Below are 17,976 nucleotides of genomic sequence, written 5' to 3' on the forward strand. Positions count from 1 at the left end.
GGGTGTTAGGCGCGCAGCAGCGGCGGGTATTGCTACCCTGCGTAGTGCGGTCTGCCGGACCTGGCAACCGCAGCCAAGCGGCAGTGCACGCGGCGTACAGCACTGATCGCGCGCTCAAACGCAGCCCGTATCATGCGGCGCATCCCTGGTGCCCGTCCCCTCATGGCCGCAAAGCGTTCACTCCCCGCAGATCCCGCAACCCCTGCCGACTGGAAAGCGATCGAGCTGGCGGCAACGGCCGAGCTCGCACGGCGCACCCAACTGGCGCACCAGCAGATCCTTGGCCTGTTGCACACGCATGGGCATTTGCTCAGCGAGGTGCAGCGGCGCGGGTTGCGCAAGCGCCTGTACCGCACGAGTACGCTTAAGTGAACTGGATCGTCGGCAAACGCGTGTTCCCCTGAAGGACGAACACGGAGATCGCAGCGGGCGACGCATGATCGGGCCGGTTAACTCCTCCGTCAGTCGTGCCCGGTACATCACCGCCACCGTGTGAATCGTTCCACACGGTGGCGGCGGCTAGCACTAGCGCAGGCGTGGGACTGCCTGGATCACCTGAAGGACAACGTCGTCAACGCCGCCGCCGCGCCTTACGGTTGGTAGCGCTGCGAGTGCTTCCGGGACCGAACGATAGCCGATCACGCCCGTGCCATCCTGTGATGCTGCCAAGACAGCACCATTGGTTTGCCGCGCCAAGCGAACGATGGCATCGGCATCGCCGGCATACACCTGCAGGCGTGGTGACGCCACCACTGGCTGGCCGTTGCGCTGATTGATTGCCACCATCAACGACGGCTCCTCCACGTCGCCGACGGGCGTGGTACGCGGTGAGCGCGGTGAGTTGCCGCTGGAGATGACATACGGGCCAATGTGCTGCAGCGTTACGCCGGCAGCGGCAGTGGTGCTACGGCGCATTGCAGGCACATCTGCGCGGGGCGGCGGCGTTGTATCGCGTAGCACTCTGGCGTTGGGTACCAACCTGAAGTTGGTATCGCCGATGGTGAAGCCTTGCCCGGTTGCGGCACGCTGCAATGCGAGCCGGTCGGTGTCTTGCGCAGAGGCCGGCATGCTGGCAAGCGCGCAAAGGATGAGGGTCGTACCGAGAGCGAGGTTCATGTCAATGTCCCAGGATGCGCAGTTTGAAGCCCGTCAGTTGGGCGGGAACGTCCGAGCCGGTCATGTCGGTGACTTCCAGCGTCCAGGTGCCGGCAACGTTTTCGTCTAGGAAGGCATTGCTGGTCGAAAGCGGTATCTCAAAGCCGGCCCCCTGCGTGATCGTATCCAAGGCCTGGAAGGGAGTGAGCACGTAGCTGCGGGTGCCACTCGGCGAGATCAGCACTACCCGGAGATTGCTCGGTGTCTTGTGGGTGGTCTGCATCGACCACTGCACGGTGTCGATCTTGAGCGTGTCCCCGAGCCGCAACCGCAAGGTTGCCGCGGCATTTGGTCCGCCAATCGTCGATGTGCCTGCGCGTGCCGCTTTCCAGCCCAGATCGCGCTGGGGCGGAAGCGGCTGGAACCCATAGGCGCGATAGACCGCTTCGGCAGCGTCCACCAGGCCGAAACCGTACCAGTTGCTAAATGCATGGCCGGCCGCATTGGTGATCCAGCCCGGCTCGATCACGCTGCCTTGGTAGCGGATCACCTGCTGCGCAGGATCGATCTGGCGCGCGCTTGTTGCCAGGATGTACTTAAGGTCGCGCGCGGTGAGCGACGGATTGGCCTGCACGATCAGCGCAACCACCCCAGCAACCGTGGGTGCCGCTGCGGAGGTGCCGTTCATTGCCGCGGAGTAGTTGCAAGAGGCGTCGATCGGTGAGCTGCTTGAAGCCAATGCATTGATCGGCGGCTGGCCGGCGATGTCCCTGTTGTCACCGACGGCGCAGCCAGTCAGGTCGGTGGTGACGATGGCGGGATCGAACAACGCGGGCCGCGGCCGGTCGCCAAAGTAGCGGCGTTGCAGCCCGAACTCCCCGCCGAAGCCGGTGACCCATAGCGCCGCGCCGGCTGAAGAGTAGGACGAGCGCAGGCCGCGTGCATTGACTGCGCCCGTCGCGATGATCAGGGGTTGGTTACTCAACGGATCGGTAGCCGGCGTGGAGCAAGTGACTCCCAAGGTGCGGGCCAGCACAGGGCATCGCTCCACCCAGTTCCCCTGGTCGTCGAGAACCGTAAAACTATCGAACGTGTTCCCTGCTGCCTGGACATACAGACCCCCCTTGCCGTTTCTTGCTCGACGCATCAAGCGGTCAAGCGAGCGCTCTGCTGCTGGAGAGATTGTCGGGTAGTACGTCAGATCTGAGCCAAAGCTGTTATTGAATACATCCACATCCCGGGATTGCACCGAATCGCCCCAGGAGGCGCGTAGATTGGTATCGAAGTCGGTCGGGCTTTCTTCTGAGGAAAGGATGTTGAAACCTTTCAGGCGCGCATCGGGCGCAACGCCGCGACCACCAAGCCCGTTCCAGCCCACTGCCGCCATGATCCCGCCAACCATCGTGCCGTGGGAAGCGCCGTTGCGTGGCGTTGGATCATTCGATCCATCGACAAAGTTCTTGGAACCGCCGGGCACCACGTTGGCAACAAGATCCGGGTGGCGTAGTTCGAGTGCGTCGTCCACGACGGCGACGGTTACGCCTTGTCCACGCAGCCCCAACGTATGCAGCGGGCCCACATTCAGATCCGTTCCGGCGCGTGGCCGAGTGTCGGCAATGACCTCTTGCCCATCGTTGAGCAAATGCCATTGATAGCGGAAAAGCGGGTCACTTTCTTCTGGTGGCCTGGGTTGGGCGCGTGATGTTGCCGGTGTTTGCGCCAACACCGGTGCCGAGGATGCCGCACTACACAGCGCCAGCACGAGCGCGGAGAACAGCAATTGCCGTTGCGGAAAAGAAGTCATCAACAGAGTCCCATTTGGGTGCGAGCGGTAGATTTGCCGTAATCGACGGCGTAGCGCATGCAGGCGCTCGCAATGGCGCGCATGCGTCGTGCGTACACGGCCGCTATGGTCGTGTGTGATGCATCAAGGGCGTCGTGCGTCGTGCGCCGAGCGGGGAGTACGCGGGCGGTTAATGCGGGCTATCAGCGCTGATGTGGTGTGCGATATCGCAGTGGAACGGCGGCAGCGGACCACGCAACATCACGGGGCCGGCATGGCACGTACGGGTACATCAGGAGCGAAGGCATATCCATCTTCATCGAGTCCGGTCGGTATCTATCCATGCGCCCGGGTCATGCAACGACGCAGGCGATCCTGTGCAGCCGGCGAGCATTGGGAATGCTCGGCTCGGCGCGGTCGCGTGATCTGCAAGCGACTGGGCACAGATGTAACTGCAGCGATGCAGCACGACAAATCGCAGAACGCGGCGCCGGCTGTGATGCAGCAGCGATTTTTGCAGTGACATGTAGTTCTATGCGCAACTGCTGCGGATAACGGCACAGCATGTGCGTGCGATGGGGATTTTTTTGACGTGATCGATCCAAACAATCAATCGCAACGCGAAGTTATTCAGCGGCCGACGTAGGCTGAAGCGTGCTCTGAACCCAGGATACTGATGGCACGCTGCGGTGGCGTCACTCACCACCTCTTGCAGCACTAGGCAGTTCCCAGGGTGGCGTCTCGCCGAAGTGTTCGAGCAGAAAGTCCACAAACGCACGCACGCGGGGCGGCTGCAATTGCCGCGCCGGCATGACCGCGCTGATCTGCGAGGTGGGCGGCGGGTAGTCGGGCATCACTTCGACCAGGCGGCCGGCGCGCAGGTCCTCGGCAATGTGCCAGTACGAATGCACTGCGATGCCTTGCCCGGCGATCACCGCATCGCGCATCAGTTCGCCAAAATTGCTTTCGAAACGGCTCTGCATGCGCACCCGTACCTGTCCACCTTCCGGCGTTTGCAGGGTCCAGACATCCTGGCGCCCATCGCGGCCCATCAGCAGCACGCCGGCATGCTGGGCCAGCTCTTCGGGTGTGCGTGGCGTGCCGTGGCGCTGCAGGTAGGCAGGCGAGGCGCTCAGGGTGCGGCGGTTGGGAGCGATGCGCCTGGCCACCAACCCGGAATCTTCGAGCGGGCCGATTCTGATTGCCAGGTCGAAGCCTTGCTTGACCAGGTCGACCAGATCGTCGCTGAGATGCGCGCTGATGCGCAGGCGCGGGTGCCGCGCCTGGAATTCCGGCAGCAGCGGCGAAATGTACTGCTGCCCGAACGAGGCCGATAGCGTGACTCGCAAGGTGCCGCCCACATCCTGTGCGCTCTCGCGCAAGTCGTCGGCCAGGGCGTCCAGGTCGTCCACCAGCACGCGGCCGCGTGCGGCCAGTTGCTGGCCCTCCGCGGTGGGGTGCATGCGGCGGGTGGTTCGGTGCAGCAGGCGCACGCCAAGGTCGCGTTCCAGCCGCTTCAGGCGCTGGCTGGCCACCGCCACCGAGAGGTCCAGGCTGTGCGCGGCCGCAGTGATCGAGCCCAGGTCGAGCACGCGCAGGAACAGGGCGATGTCGCCGAGACGGTCCATGCATTATCAACGTTGTGTTGAGAGTGAATCAGCATAACAGGGGTTTTTGCAGAGGATCGCCCGGCGCAGGCTGTGCGCTGTTCCTTCGGGGTTCCTGCCATGTCTGCTCCTGCTACGTCCCGCCTGCCGCCCGCACTGTTGGCCCTGACCATCGGTGCGTTCGGCATCGGCACCACCGAATTCGTGATCATGGGGTTGCTGCAGCAAGTGGCTGCCGACCTGGGCGTGTCGCTGACCGCGGCGGGCCTGTTGATCAGCGGCTACGCGCTGGGCGTGTTCGTGGGCGCGCCGGTACTCACGCTGGCCAGTGCCCGCTGGCCGCGCAAGGCCGTGCTGGTGGCGCTGATGCTGGTGTTTACGCTGGGCAATATTGCCTGTGCGCTGGCGCCGGACTACACCAGCCTGATGATCGCGCGGATGCTGACCTCGCTGGCGCACGGCACCTTCTTCGGTGTTGGCGCGGTGGTGGCAACCTCGTTGGTCGCGCCCGAACGCCGCGCCTCGGCCATCTCGTTGATGTTCGCCGGCCTCACCGTGGCGACGCTGCTCGGCGTGCCGGCCGGTGCGTGGCTGGGCCTGCAGCTGGGCTGGCGCGCCACCTTCTGGGCGGTGGCGGTGATCGGCGTGCTGGCCACCGCCGCGGTGGCGCTGTGGGTGCCTGCTGCGGCCGGGGCCGCGCCGCCGGTGCCGTGGCGCCAGGAGGTGCGCGTGCTTGCGCGCGGCCAGGTGTTGCTGGCCCTGGCGATGACGGTGGTGGGCTATGCCGGCGTGTTCGCGGTGTTCACCTATATCCAGCCGCTGCTGGTGCAAGTGACCGGCTTTGCGCAAGCGGCGGTGTCGCCGGTGCTGCTGGTGTTTGGCGTGGGCATGATCGTGGGCAACTTGCTGGGCGGGCGCCTGGCCGATCGCCGGCCCACCGCGACCTTGTTGGGCACGCTGGCTGCGCTGGTGGTGGTGCTGGGCGCCATGGGCCTGGTGCTGCACAGCAAGCCGGCCATGATCGCCTTTGTCGGCCTGCTCGGCGTGGCGGCGTTTGCCACGGTGGCGCCGCTGCAATTGCGCGTGCTCGAGCATGCCCGCGGCGCCGGACAGAACCTGGCCTCCAGCTTGAATATCGCCGCCTTCAATCTGGGCAATGCGCTCGGCGCCTGGCTAGGCGGGGTGGTGATCGCCTCCGGTGCCGGCCTGCTCGCCACGCCGTGGGTGGCGGCGGCACTCACAGCGCTCGGCTTGGGCATTGCGCTATGGAGCGTGCAGCTGCAGCGCCGCCAGGCCGCGCTGCCGGCCGGCTGCGTGCAAGGGCGCTGAAACATCCATCAACGGAGGTGCTGCATGGAAACGCGTTTTCTCGGTCGTTCCGGTTTCAAGGTGCCCGTGTTGGGATTCGGTGCAGGGACATTTGGCGGTCAAGGCCCGCTGTTTTCGGCGTGGGGCGATACCGGTGTGGCGCAGGCGCAGCGCATGATCGACCTGTGCCTGGAGGCGGGTGTGAATCTGTTCGACACCGCCGACGTGTATTCGGATGGTGCCTCCGAGGAGATCCTCGGCCAGGCCCTGCAGGGCGCCGCGAGCAGGTGATCCTGTCGACCAAGACCGGCCTGCGCCTGGGCGATGGGCCCAACGATGCCGGTGCCTCGCGCTTCCGCCTGCTGCGTGCGGTGGATGCCTCGCTGCTTCGCCTGCGTACCGACTACACCGTTCGCGCGCGCAGCGTCGCCGCAGGCATCGATCACATTTCCGTCCTGGTCGCGTCCGCGCAAATTGAGAAAGCTGTTGCCAGCCGATTTGACATAAATCGCACCGCGCCCACTGCGGGTGGACTGCATCAATGCATCCCACGATTGCTGGTCTTGCAGCGGGAAGTCCCGATAGAACGGGCCGATATTGCCCCAGGAAAAGTTGAACACGTCCAGGGCCTTGACTGGGGCCCGTCTCCCCAGGCGTAACGAATGCCCGCGTCTGTCACCGAAGATGCTTCGCCAAACGCAAACCCCGCAGGCGAGGCCTCGGTGCAATACCGCGCCCGCCGCGCCCGTTCCAACCAACCGCGGCGACGATACCTGCGACTTACGTGCCGTGATCGTAGCCCGGCCCTGAGGGCGTGGGATCAGTCGAGCCATCCATGAAATTGTACGAGCCGTTCGGGATGGCATTCGCCGCCAGGTCTTCATGGCTGATCTCCAGACCGCTATCCACCACGCCGATGCGCACGTGTTTGCCGCGGATACCTGGCGCGTGGAGGATGTCCACATCCATGTCCACGCCTGCAACCGGGTGGCTGTCGCCGATGACCGCCTGGCCCTGGATCAACACGTGCCACTGGTAACGCAGTAGTGGATCGCCTGCCACGCCGCTGGCCGTGTTACCAGGTGGGGCTGCGTGTGCTGCAAAAGCTGCCAAAGCGATCAGCGTTGTACTCATTGATATTGCAAGATGTCGTCTACCAAATAAGGTCATTGCAATGATCTCCAACTGGAAGCGGAATGGCCTTGACACGTGGTGTTATCCGTGGGCGCGCGTGCTACACACGGCCGCTGACATCGCGCGTCGCACCTGTCAGGCAGGCCAGATCGAACAGCGCAGCCTGTGCGCCCGAAAGTGCTGGCCGCCGGCATCAGCCGGCAGCCAGCCTGCGCTCACATCGGTTGCATGATCGATTGCGCCACCACGAGCGAGAGCTGCGCGCCGCCACTGTTGGCCTGCAGGCGAGCCAGCGCCTGTTCCGCCTTTTCTACCGAGGAATAGGCGATTACCGCGCTGTTATCCACGGTCGATGTATAGACGATGGTGCCCCCGGAGGTGCGCGCCAGCGAGGTGGCGTGAGCTGGTGTGGTGCCGGCGAGTTTTAGCTGAGGCCTCACCAGCACCACGCGCCCGTTGCGCTCGTTCACTGCTGCGGCGAGTGGCCGCTCCGTGCTGGGGGCTGCTCGCAACCCGCTGCGCGCAGCGCCGGCCGGCGTGTCCAGAACCACCGCGTAAGGGCCGATCCGCGCGGCCACGTTTCCAGTGGGCCGCGCCGCAAAGGGAGTGGCACGATTTTTCGCAGCCGGCGATACCGCGCCATCTGCAAGCTCGGCCGGTAGCGGATCAAGCACCACCGTTCCCGGCAGCATGCGGTAGGTGTCCGGACCGGAGGTAAAACGTTCGCCGGTTGCCGCGGCACCGAGCGCCTGCGCGTCCATGAACTGCGCGGCCTGCGTGATGCCGCACGCACCGAAGGAAACGAGGAGTGCGGAAAGAACAAGCGTGGTCTTCATGTCAGTGCCCCAGGATACGAAGTTTGAAGTTCTGTAACGCCGCCGTGGTGGTCGGCTCGCTCATGTCGGTGATCTCCAGCGTCCACACGCCTTGCGCTCTCTCATCCAGAAACGCATTGCTGGACGTGAGGTCGATGTAGAAGCCGGTCTGCGCGTAGGCATCGGCATCCAGCAGCGAGAACGGCGTCATCACGTAGCTTCGCGTGCCGCTCGGCGACTCCAGCACCACGCGTAGATTGGCCGGCGTGCGGTGGGTGGTGGCCAATGACAGTTGCACCGCTTCCACCTTCATTGCCTGGGTGATGCGGATGCGTTGCTTGGCCGGTCGCGCCGGTCCACCGATCTGGCTTGCAGCCGCCGTGGAGGCAACCCATTGCGTATCACGCACCGCTGGTAGCGGCTTGAAGTAGGTCGCTTCGTAGACGGCTGCTGCGCCGTCGGCCAGGCCGAAGCCATACCAGTTGCTGAAATGATGCCCGGCGGCGTTGGTGATCCAGCCAGGGTCGATCACGCTGCCCTGGTAGACCGATGCGGGCTGCCAGGGATCAATCTGGCGCGCGGTCTTGGCCAGGATGTATTTGACATCGCGCGCAGTCAGGCTGGGGTTGGCACCGAGGATGAGCGCTGCAACACCGGAGACGGTTGGCGCCGCCGCAGATGTGCCGTTCATCAGCGCGCTGTAGTTGCAGGACGCGTCGATCCTTGACGTGCTGCCGGTCAGTGCGTTTTCCACTGTGGTGCCATCCACGTTGTCACCAGCGCTGCAGCCGCTGAGATCGGTGGTGACGATGGCCGGATCGTAGGCGAAAGGCGCGGTATCAGGAGCGAAAACCTGGGCCGCATTGGGATAGAACTTGCGCTGGTAGCCGAACTCACCGCCCAGACCGGAGATCCACAACGCCGAACCGGATGACGAGTACGAGGCCCGCTTGCCGGTGGCGTCCACGCTGGCGACCACGATGGTTGCGGGCAGATTGCTGAGTGGATCCACGTTAGTGAGCAGGCAACCGACATTCAAGGTGCGTGACAGGTCGCTGCAGAGATTGACGATCCTGCCCTCGGCGTCGCGGCCGCGGACACGCCTGAAGCTGTTCCCGGCTGACTTGATGTAGATGCCGCCCAGCCCGCCGCGTGTCGAGCGCATGAGCGCTTCCCAGGACTGCCCCTCTTCCAATGAAACGTCGGGGTAGAAGTCCGGCGCCGAGCCCCAGCTGTTGTTGAAGACATCGAGGCTGCGTGCCTCCGGGCCATCACCCCAGGAATAGCGGACCTGGGCGTCGCTCCCGGCGGAGTCGCTGCCCAGGAGATCGAATCCAGCCAGCAAGGCCTCGGGTGCAACGCCGCGACCGCCACGGCCATTCCAGCCAACCGCAGCGATGATGCCCGCCACCGAAGTGCCGTGACCAAAGCCCGGGTCACTAGGCGTGGGATCGTGCGAGCCATTGCCGAAATTGTGCGACCCATTCGGGATGATGTTGCCAGCGAGATCTTCGTGGCCAATCTCCAGGCCGTCATCCACCACGCCCACGCGCACGCCGCGGCCGCGAATGCCCAGTGCATGCAGGAGATCAACGTCCATATCAGCGCCAGGCACGGGACGGCTGTCGCCAATCACCGGCTGCCCCTGGTTGGAGAGATGCCATTGGTAGCGATACAGCGGGTCGCCTGCGGCGCTGGCACGTACAGTGCTTGCCGGCTGTGTGGCGGTGGCCAGCATGGGGGGAGTTCCGATCACCAAGGCGCTGATCACCAGCGCGAGGTATCGCCTGCGATGTAATTGCATTCGGTTTGACTCCAGTGGAGGGGTGACACAGTCGAAGTGGCACAGACCCGGCCGACCGATCAAAAATCGGCCAGCTCACACTCCATCGCGCAGGCGGGGCCGTCAGGCCTGCTGCGGTGGAACCTGTGTCTGTGGCATGGGGTTGCGGTGCTTACCGCATGCGGCAGCAGCCGCGCCTATGCGGCGCGGGGGCGTGCTGGCTGCACGCCGGGCATTCGGTGGGGTTTGTTGGAACAGGGCGAAGGCAGGAAGGCAGCAACAGGCGTCATGTCCATGTATCCCGAAAGAGCAGAAAAACGCATCCGCGTGCTTGACGATGGATGCGGCTGGTCCTCGATCGGCTCCCCTGTGCGCAGTTGCGCAGCCGACGCTGGCGATGCGAAGGCACCGGCAGTACCTTGATTAAAAGTGGGTGAGACCTCGGCTGCAAGGCGTGCACATGTGGCATCGCGCGTGACCGGCCACGCACTTTATGTCAGTCACGTCGGGTTGCGTCGCCAATGCGAAGTTTGCAGGCGTTAAATTGCCCTGTTGTGCGCTGCTTTGTGCGGTTGCGATAAGTACAAGCAATGGTGATGCGTGGTCTTACTTCGCATTTCGAGCGTGGTGTGCTGGTGTGGCAAGTGGCGGTGTGGGATTGGCGCGACGACGGCACAACTCACCAGCAGGCAAAACATAGGCGTGCCCAGCGCCTGTGTTTCGCAAGCCACTTGTAGAGGCGTCGTATGCGCCTACGCACTCATCGCGCAACAGCCTTAAGCTGCCGTGCGTGAAACGCCGCTCTGGTGCCTACCAGCGATACGCCACCGACATCTGGTACTGCCGCCCGGCAATCGGGCGGCCCATGAACACGCCGCCGGTCGCAGCGCCGGGCACACGCACATTGCCTTCGGTCAAGCCCAGGGTGTCGGTCACATTGCTGCCGCTGGCCGTGACTTCCCATTGGTCGCCCACGTGCAGGTTGGCGCCGATGTCCACCATGTCGTAGGACGGCAGGCGCTGGCTATTGGCCAGGTCTGCGAAGCGATCACCGATGTAGGAATAGGTGGCGAACACCTTGAGGTCGCCGAATGGCAGCATCCAGTAATAGCTGGGCGTCACGCGGAACTGGCGCTTGGGCTGACGCATCACCTGGTTGCCGGTGAATTCGCGGTAGTTGCGGTATTTCGCGTCCAGCCACACGCCGGTGCCCGCCAGCTCGAAGCCGCCAAACGGGCGGATGGCGCCTTCCACTTCCAGGCCGCGTGCGCGCGAGTCACCCACCGCGGTGAAATTCTCGCCATTGGCCAGGAACGCCTGGAACGGCGAATTCTTGAAGGTGTTGTAGAACGCGGTGAGATACAGGTCGTAATTGCTGGCGCCGGACTTCAGCCCGAGCTCGTACTGGTCCACGTCCTGCACGCGGGTCTGGCCATCGCGCAGATTGTCGAAGCCGGGAAACTTGACCCCGGAGTTGGCGCGCGCGAACAGGCTGTTGTTGTCGTTGAGTCTGAAGTTCAGGCCGGCCGTCCACGAGAAGGCTTCATCGTCCTGGTCGATGCGGCGGGTGCTGGCCAACGCCAGCGAGGTGGCGTTGTCGTACACAGTGGCCGGGTTGCCATCCAGGTCCACGGTGGCGGTGTCGTGCACGTCACCAGTGACGCTCTGGCGCTCGTAGCGTGCACCCAGGTCCAGGCGCAGGCGCTCGCTGAGTTCCCATTCGTCGGCAACAAAGGCGGCGATGTTCTCGCCGTCGTAGTTGGCGCGCAGATTGAGGAACGCGGTACTGGTAAATCCTTGACGCGTGGCCTGGCGCCCGTCTGCCAGGTCCACATCGATGCGGCGCGCGTTGTTCTGCGCGGTGAGCAACATGGTGTTGCCCAGGTACCAGGTGTCTGCGGAGGAATACTTGGCGTAGTACGCGCCCACGGTGAGCGTGTTGCCGGCGAACAGCTCGCGGCTCAGGCGCAGATCGTTGGTGAAGAAGTTCAAACGTTTGTCCACCGACCACCAGCCGGCTTCCAGCACTTGCTGGTTGGGGTCGACCGCGCCGCCGCCGTTGGTGAATCTGCCACTGCCGGTGGTGCCGTAACCGGCAATGAAGTCGCCCAGCCGCTGCGGCGCATCGCCGGTGAACAGGGCATAGGTGGGCGCGGTGCCCGCCATCACGTTGAAGCGATCAGCAACCGTCCAGCCGCCCACATCCCAGTTCAATTCGCCACCGAATACATCGATGTTGACGCCGCGCCCGTCGGCCAGGTCGCGCTGGATGGTTTCGCCGTTCGGGCCGACCAGTAGATCCACATTGCGGAAGTCGCGGCCGAGCAGGGTGCCGGTCTGCGCGTTCAAACCGGGGAAGCTGGACAAGTCGTTGCCGTTGTTGCGCGAGAGCAGCGGAATCGCGGTGTAGAAGGCGTTGTTATCATCGGTGTGGCGTGCATAGAACGACAACTCGCCGCTGTCCCAGCGCTTGCTCAAGGTGGCACTGAACTGGCCACCCTTGTCGGCGGAAAACTGTGGGTCGCGCACGCCATCGGTTTCACGGAAGAAACCGCCGATGCTGTAGTACCAGCCGTTGCCCATCGGCCCGCTGTTGAACACATCGATGCGACGCAGCGCATTGTTGCCGCCGGTCAGGCGCACGCTGCCTTCGGGTTCGTCCTGGCCTTTTTTCTGAATGAAATTGACGGTGAGGCCGGGCTGGCCGTTGGAGAAGATGGGGCTGGAGCCGCCGCGCAGCACCTCCATCCGCTCGACTGTGTCATCAACACGAAAGAGCGTGGAGTTTTCCAGGAACGATAAGGTCGGCGGCGGGAACAGGGGCGAGCCGTCCAGCTGCATGGTCACGAACGGCGCGTCGCCTTCGGAGGGCATGCCGCGCACGAAGATGTTCGCACCGGTGCCGCCACCGCTGGGCTCGGCCCACACGCCCGGCACGATCTTCAACAGATCCGCCGTGCTTTGCGGCACCGCTTGCTGAATCTGTTCGGGGCTGGCGGTGGTGATCGAAAAACTTGCATCGCGCTTGGCCAAACCCTTGAAGCGGGCCGTGCCGCTGACAATTACCGCGTCCAGCGTGGTGGCGTCTTGCTTGCCTGCATCCGGGGATGCAGTTTGCGCGTGTGCGAGCGGTGCAAGCAGGGCGCCGATCGCAAGCGACAGTGCGTAGCGGGGCATGGATGAGGTCATGGGTGCTCTCCTGGGTGGCAGCAAAGAGGCAGGCAATGCGGCGGGGCCGGCATGCCGCCTGAAAGGTGACCAGCCGCACATGACGGAACTGGCGCCTGCAACATGCCAACGCATGCTGCGTTGCTGTTCTAACGGAGTCGCCGGCAAAAGCTGTTGTGCGCCGCGTCAAGCGTGTCGATGCGCGCAAATACCGCCTGCAGCCACGCCGAAGATCAACGCAGCGTGTGCAATGCATTCACACGTGTTTTGCAAGCGCGTGCTTAGCGTGAGGCGTGCGGCATTGCTGTCGCACAGGCGCGCACTCGTTGCGCGACCTGCCACCCCCGGCACCCCCGGCAGCTGACGCGCCAACACGGCGCTGTCTGCCGCAAACAAGGGCACCTGATGCAACACGGCAGTCACTGCACCGTGGTCTACGACGGCAAGACGCTGCACGGCCAGGCGGATATTCCGCTGATCGAGTTTCTGAGCGGGCACGGCATCGACCTGTCCCACATCTGTTATCACCCCGCGCTCGGCGCACCGCAGACCTGCGATGTGTGTTGGGTCGAAGTGGGCGGCGAATTGGTGCGTGGCTGCACGCTGCGCAGCCACGATGGGCTGGAAGTGTCCAGTACGGTGGAGCGCGCGCATGCCGCGCGGCACGAAGGCATGGACCGCGTGCTGGCCAAGCACGAGCTCTACTGCACGCTATGCGAGCACAACACCGGCGATTGCACGCTGCACAACACGTTCGCCGACATGAAGATGCCGATCCAGCGTTACGCCTTCCAGCGCAAGCCGTACGAAAAGGATCACAGTAATCCGTTCTACACCTACGATCCGGACCAATGCATCCTGTGCGGCCGTTGCGTAGAGGCCTGCCAGAAGGTCGAGGTCAACGAGACCTTGTCCATCGATTTTTCGATGGAGCACCCGCGCGTGCTGTGGGACGGCGGCAAGCCCATCAACGCGTCCAGCTGCGTCAGTTGCGGCCACTGCGTGACGGTGTGCCCGTGTAATGCGTTGCTGGAAAAGACCATGCAGCCGGATGCCGGACCGCTCACCGCATTGCCGCAAGAGTTGAAGCGGCCGATGATCGATATGGTCAAGACGCTGGAAAACACCATCGGCGCACCGCCGATCACCGGTGTGTCGGTGCTGGACATGCACTGGCGGCAGCCGGAGATCAAACGCACCAAGACGGTATGCACCTATTGCGGGGTGGGTTGCTCGTTCGAGATGTGGACGCGCGACCGCCACCTGCTCAAGGTGCAACCGGTGGTAGACGCACCCGCCAACGGCATTTCCACCTGCGTCAAAGGCAAGTTTGCGTGGGATTTCGTCAACGACCCCAAGCGGCTCACCACGCCGTTGATCCGCGAGCACGGCCGCTTCCGCGAGGCAAGTTGGGACGAGGCCTTGGCACTGGTGGCGCGCCGGTTGCTGGAGATCCGCGACCTCCACGGCGCGCAGAGCATCGGCTTCATCGGCTCCAGCAAGGCCAGCAATGAAGAGGCCTACCTCACCCAGAAGATCGCGCGCCTGATCATCGGTACCAACAGCGTCGACAACTCCTCGCGCTATTGCCAGAACCCGGCCACCGAGGGTTTGTTCCGCACCGTCGGCTACGGCGGCGACGCCGGCACCATCGCCGATCTGCAGCAGGCCGAACTGGTGGTCATCGTCGGCAGCAACCTGGCCGAGAACCACCCGGTGATCGCCTCCAAGCTCAAGGCGGCGCGCAAGCTGCACGGGCAGAAGCTCATCGTGGTAGACCCGCGCAAGCACGAGATGGCCGAGCGCGCGGACCTGTTCCTGCGCCCCGTGCCCAGCACCGATATCGTGTGGGCGTCGGCGCTGTCGCGCTACATGTTCGACAACGGCTACGCGGATACGCAGTTCCTTGCACAGCGCGTCAATCAGGTGGACGAATACCGCCAGTCGCTGGAACCGTTCACGCTGGACTACGCGGCGCAGATCACCGGCCTGAGCCGCGAACAGTTGGTGGAAGCGGGCGAGATGATTGGCCGCGCGCGCTCGGTCTGCATCGTCTGGGCCATGGGCATCACCCAGCACACGCACGGCGCCGATACCAGCACCGCGCTCTCCAACCTGTTGTTGGTCACCGGCAATTACGGCCGCCCCGGCACCGGCGGCTACCCGATGCGCGGCCACAACAATGTGCAAGGCGCCAGCGACTTCGGCTGCCTGAAGAACATGTACCCCGGCTACGAAAGCGTCTCTGACCCGGCCGTGCGCAACAAGTGGGCACAGGCCTGGCACGTACCGGCCGAGCAGTTGTCGCTGGAGGTGGGCTCGGACAACTTCATGATGGTGCAGCAGGCCGACAAGGGCGAGATCCGCGCCATGTACGTGATCGGCGAGGAAACCGCGTTTTCCGACGCCGATGCGCGCAATGTGCACCGTGGCTTCTCCAAGCTGGACTTCATGGTGGTGCAGGACCTGTTCTTCAGCCGTACCGCCGAATTTGCGGATGTGGTGTTGCCGGCGTGCCCCAGCGTCGAGAAGGACGGCACCTTCGTCAACACCGAACGCCGTATCCAACGCTTCCACCAGGTGTTTCCACCGCTCGGCCAGAGCCGGCCGGATTGGCAGATCCTCACTGAACTCGCCGCGCGCATGGGCCACGATTGGGGCTATACCCACCCCAGCCAGATCATGGACGAGGTGGCCCGCATCGCTACGCTTTTCAAAGGCGTGAGCTACCAGCGGCTGGAAGGCTGGCGCTCTCTGCTCTGGCCGATGCAGGACGATGGCCGCGATACGCCGCTGCTCTACACCGAGCGCTTCCACACCGACGACGGCAAGGCACGCCTGCATCCGCTGCAATGGAAGCGCCCGGGTGAGGAGGCCGATGCGCAGTTCGATCTGATGCTGGACAACGGCCGCATGCTCGAACAGTTCCAGGGCATGAATCAGACCGGCCGCGGGCCGCGGCTGTGGTCGCTGGCACCGCACTGGTTTGTCGAAGTCAGCCCGCAGCTGGCGGCCGAGCGCGGCCTGCAGGAAGGCGATTGGGTCAAGCTCAGTTCGCGGCGTGGTTCGCTGGAGGTACCGGTGGTGATCACTGATCGCGTTGCCGGCAACACGCTGTTCCTGCCCATCCACCAGGGCAAGCCCGGCATCAATCTGCTCACCGGCGAGCATCACGACCCCGACGTCAACACACCGGCTTACAAAGAGTTGGCAGTGCGCATGGAGCCGCTGGGCCGCACCGGCAAACCGCCGCTGCCTGCGCATAACTTTCGCCACGGGCATCGCACGCCCAACGATGGCGTGCCGGTACAGCAGAAATGGGCACGCGAAGACTATGTTGCGCCGCCGGCCCGCGCACCGCACCCGGAGAGATTCTGATGGCCGAACCCCTGGACTACGACGTCAAACCCACACCGATCGGGCCCACCGCGCGCGAAGAACTCGACCGCCTGCTCGAGACCCTGCACCAGCGCGGGATACTGCGCCTGGCCAACGACCTGGTCGGCGCGCAGGACAAACTGGCCAAGGTGCTGGTTGATGGCATCAACCAGCCTGGGCCGCTCAATGTCCTGCAGAACGTCTCGATCCTGGCGATGGCGGTGTCGCGCATTCCGCCCAGCCAGTTCTACAAGGTGGTGTTTGCCGGCAAGGACGCGCTGGACCAGATCGCGCGCAGCCGTGCGCAGACCGCAGCCCAGGGCGAGGCGCCCGGCCTGCGCGGTGCGTATCGGCTGCTGCAGGACGAGGCGGTGTGGAATGCGATCACGCCAGTGCTCGATGGCCTGAAAGCCTTCGCCGCCGGCCTGGACAAGCAGGTCGACAAGCCGATCTCCGCCTTCAGCGGCAAGCCCAGCGAGAGCTGAGCCAGGCACGCCATGCAGGCTTCCGAACACGCCTTGCTGCTGGTGCGCGGCCAGTTCGCCTTCACCATCGGCATGCACATCGTGCTGGCCGCCTTCACCATGGGGTTGGCGAACTTCCTGGTGGTGCTGGAAGCGCTGTGGCTGCGCACGCGAAGGCGTGTGTACATGGACGTGTACAACTACTGGTTGAAGCTCTTTTCGCTCACCACTGCCGCTGGCGTGGTGACCGGTATCCCGATGGAGTTCGTGTTCGGCTTGCACTGGGGGCGCCTGTCCGGCGCGGCCGGTGCAGTGATCGGCCCGTTGATGTTCTTCGAAGTGCTGGTGGCGTTTTTCCTGGAGGCCGGGTTCTTGGGCATCATGTTGTTCGGCATGAAGAAGGTCGGCCACCGTGTGCATTTCTTTGCCACCTGCATGGTGGCACTGGGCTCGTTGGTGAGCGCGTTCTGGATCCTGTCCGCCAACTCGTGGTTGCACACGCCGGCCGGATTCGCACGTGCTGCCGATGGCAACTTCCTGCCAGTGGACTGGCTGCGCATCATCTTCAACCCATCGTTTCCCTGGCGCATGCTGCATATGAGCCTGGCCGCGTTGCTGGCCACTGCAGCGATCATCGCAGCGGTGGGCGCATGGCATGTGTTGCGCGATACCCGCAATCCGGGCGCGCGGCTGATGTTTTCGATGGGCCTGTGGGTGATCGCCATTGTCGCGCCCCTGCAGTTGCTGGCCGGCGACCTGCATGGGCGCAATACGCTGGAACATCAACCGCAAAAACTTGCCGCGATCGAAGGCAGTTGGCAGCGGCCGCCGGCAGGCGAGGGCGAACCGCTGCGGCTGTTCGCCATTCCCGATATGCAGGCGCAGCGCAATCGCCATGAGCTGGCCATACCGCGCCTGGGCTCGCTGTACTTGCGCCACAACTGGACCGGCACCATTGCCGGTCTGCGTGAATTTCCCCGCAGCGATCTGCCACCGGTGCCCATTGTGTTCTTCGCCTTCCGGGCCATGGTCGGGCTGGGCCTGTTGCTGATTGCGGTGGGCATGCTCAGTCTGGTGCTGCGCGCGCGCGGGCGCCTTTACGAGGCGCGCTGGTTGCAACGGGTGGTGGTGGTCATGGCGCCATCGGGCATGCTCGCCATGCTGTGCGGCTGGGTGGTGACCGAGGTCGGCCGGCAACCGTTCACCGTGTATGGGCTACTGCGCACCGCGCACAGCACCTCGCCACTGTCGCTGCCGATGGTTGCCAGCTCCAGCGTGGCGATCCTGGTGCTGTACCCGCTGGTCTTCGGGCTCGGCCTGTTCCTGTTGCTGCGCGTGCTGCGTCGGCTGCCGCATGCGCGCGAGCGCGGGCCATCGCCGGGCCTGGCCGATCAGACCGGCAACTGATGCATTTCGTGGAGCGTGTTTGTGCATCTCTCCG

The 17,976-nt window shown here is 64.3% G+C and carries 11 protein-coding genes and 2 pseudogenes; 6 read left to right on the forward strand and 7 right to left on the reverse strand.

Features of this window, described 5'->3' with window-relative positions; translation table 11 throughout:
• Positions 1–162: 162 nt before the first annotated feature.
• Positions 163–372, forward strand: coding sequence for a hypothetical protein (locus tag ACCQ09_RS07250; RefSeq protein WP_014508361.1), 210 nt, complete (start codon positions 163–165; stop codon positions 370–372).
• A gap of 153 nt (positions 373–525) precedes the next feature.
• Here the strand turns inward: ACCQ09_RS07250 and ACCQ09_RS07255 are convergent, their stop codons facing one another.
• The 3 genes from ACCQ09_RS07255 to ACCQ09_RS07265 form a co-directional block, all read right to left on the reverse strand.
• A complete protein-coding gene (locus ACCQ09_RS07255) occupies positions 526–789 on the reverse strand; it encodes a hypothetical protein (protein ID WP_230428490.1) in 264 nt (87 codons plus the stop codon).
• Between the two features lie 328 nt (positions 790–1,117).
• Positions 1,118–2,899, reverse strand: coding sequence for a S8 family peptidase (locus ACCQ09_RS07260; RefSeq protein WP_040940976.1), 1,782 nt, complete (start codon positions 2,897–2,899; stop codon positions 1,118–1,120).
• A 674-nt stretch (positions 2,900–3,573) separates the two neighbouring features.
• Complete coding sequence (locus tag ACCQ09_RS07265) at positions 3,574–4,506, reverse strand: LysR family transcriptional regulator (RefSeq protein ID WP_011037803.1); 933 nt, start codon at positions 4,504–4,506, stop codon at positions 3,574–3,576.
• 99 nt (positions 4,507–4,605) lie between these two features.
• On the opposite strand from ACCQ09_RS07265, the gene ACCQ09_RS07270 reads away from it, so the two are divergent.
• A complete protein-coding gene (locus ACCQ09_RS07270) occupies positions 4,606–5,814 on the forward strand; it encodes an MFS transporter (protein WP_228428402.1) in 1,209 nt (402 codons plus the stop codon).
• Positions 5,815–5,838: 24 nt separating this feature from the next.
• Positions 5,839–6,200, forward strand: a pseudogene (locus ACCQ09_RS07275) (aldo/keto reductase); the annotation flags it as partial.
• 6 nt (positions 6,201–6,206) lie between these two features.
• Here the strand turns inward: ACCQ09_RS07275 and ACCQ09_RS07280 are convergent.
• From ACCQ09_RS07280 to ACCQ09_RS07295, 4 genes and pseudogenes are all read right to left on the reverse strand, one after another.
• Positions 6,207–6,963, reverse strand: a pseudogene (locus ACCQ09_RS07280) (S8 family serine peptidase); the annotation flags it as partial.
• A 179-nt stretch (positions 6,964–7,142) separates the two neighbouring features.
• Positions 7,143–7,763, reverse strand: coding sequence for a hypothetical protein (locus ACCQ09_RS07285; protein ID WP_040940978.1), 621 nt, complete (start codon positions 7,761–7,763; stop codon positions 7,143–7,145).
• A gap of 1 nt (position 7,764) precedes the next feature.
• On the reverse strand, positions 7,765–9,546 hold the full coding sequence (locus ACCQ09_RS07290) for a S8 family peptidase (RefSeq protein ID WP_040940979.1): 1,782 nt from the start codon (positions 9,544–9,546) through the stop codon (positions 7,765–7,767).
• 789 nt (positions 9,547–10,335) lie between these two features.
• Positions 10,336–12,714, reverse strand: a complete 2,379-nt coding sequence (locus ACCQ09_RS07295) for a TonB-dependent receptor (protein WP_228428401.1) — start codon at positions 12,712–12,714, stop codon at positions 10,336–10,338.
• 384 nt (positions 12,715–13,098) lie between these two features.
• On the opposite strand from ACCQ09_RS07295, the gene fdhF reads away from it, so the two are divergent.
• From fdhF to ACCQ09_RS07310, 3 genes are read left to right on the forward strand one after another with little or no spacing between them, the layout of a single operon-like run.
• Positions 13,099–16,071 carry a formate dehydrogenase subunit alpha gene (fdhF, locus tag ACCQ09_RS07300; protein WP_040940981.1) on the forward strand — a complete coding sequence of 991 codons (2,973 nt, stop codon included), beginning with the start codon at positions 13,099–13,101 and terminating at the stop codon, positions 16,069–16,071.
• The gene (locus ACCQ09_RS07305) at positions 16,071–16,556 is read left to right on the forward strand and encodes a helical membrane plugin domain-containing protein (protein ID WP_040940982.1); all 486 of its coding nucleotides are present in this window, start codon (positions 16,071–16,073) and stop codon (positions 16,554–16,556) included. Before fdhF ends, ACCQ09_RS07305 begins: the two co-directional genes overlap by 1 nt.
• 12 nt (positions 16,557–16,568) lie before the next feature.
• Positions 16,569–17,942, forward strand: coding sequence for a cytochrome ubiquinol oxidase subunit I (locus tag ACCQ09_RS07310; RefSeq protein ID WP_011037792.1), 1,374 nt, complete (start codon positions 16,569–16,571; stop codon positions 17,940–17,942).
• The last annotated feature ends 34 nt before the right edge of the window (positions 17,943–17,976 follow it).

This window comes from Xanthomonas sp. NCPPB 2586, from assembly GCF_041475775.2.
Lineage (GTDB): Bacteria > Pseudomonadota > Gammaproteobacteria > Xanthomonadales > Xanthomonadaceae > Xanthomonas > Xanthomonas campestris.

Bases quoted from the DNA above. Each gene is read 5' to 3' on its own strand.
- ACCQ09_RS07270 (WP_228428402.1), top strand. From the start codon at position 4,606: ATGTCTGCTCCTGCTACGTCCCGCCTGCCGCCCGCACTGTTGGCCCTG.
- ACCQ09_RS07310 (WP_011037792.1), top strand. From the start codon at position 16,569: ATGCAGGCTTCCGAACACGCCTTGCTGCTGGTGCGCGGCCAGTTCGCC.
- ACCQ09_RS07295 (WP_228428401.1), bottom strand. From the start codon at position 12,714: ATGACCTCATCCATGCCCCGCTACGCACTGTCGCTTGCGATCGGCGCC.
- ACCQ09_RS07285 (WP_040940978.1), bottom strand. From the start codon at position 7,763: ATGAAGACCACGCTTGTTCTTTCCGCACTCCTCGTTTCCTTCGGTGCG.
- ACCQ09_RS07305 (WP_040940982.1), top strand. From the start codon at position 16,071: ATGGCCGAACCCCTGGACTACGACGTCAAACCCACACCGATCGGGCCC.
- ACCQ09_RS07265 (WP_011037803.1), bottom strand. From the start codon at position 4,506: ATGGACCGTCTCGGCGACATCGCCCTGTTCCTGCGCGTGCTCGACCTG.
- ACCQ09_RS07250 (WP_014508361.1), top strand. From the start codon at position 163: ATGGCCGCAAAGCGTTCACTCCCCGCAGATCCCGCAACCCCTGCCGAC.
- ACCQ09_RS07260 (WP_040940976.1), bottom strand. From the start codon at position 2,899: ATGACTTCTTTTCCGCAACGGCAATTGCTGTTCTCCGCGCTCGTGCTG.
- ACCQ09_RS07290 (WP_040940979.1), bottom strand. From the start codon at position 9,546: ATGCAATTACATCGCAGGCGATACCTCGCGCTGGTGATCAGCGCCTTG.
- fdhF (WP_040940981.1), top strand. From the start codon at position 13,099: ATGCAACACGGCAGTCACTGCACCGTGGTCTACGACGGCAAGACGCTG.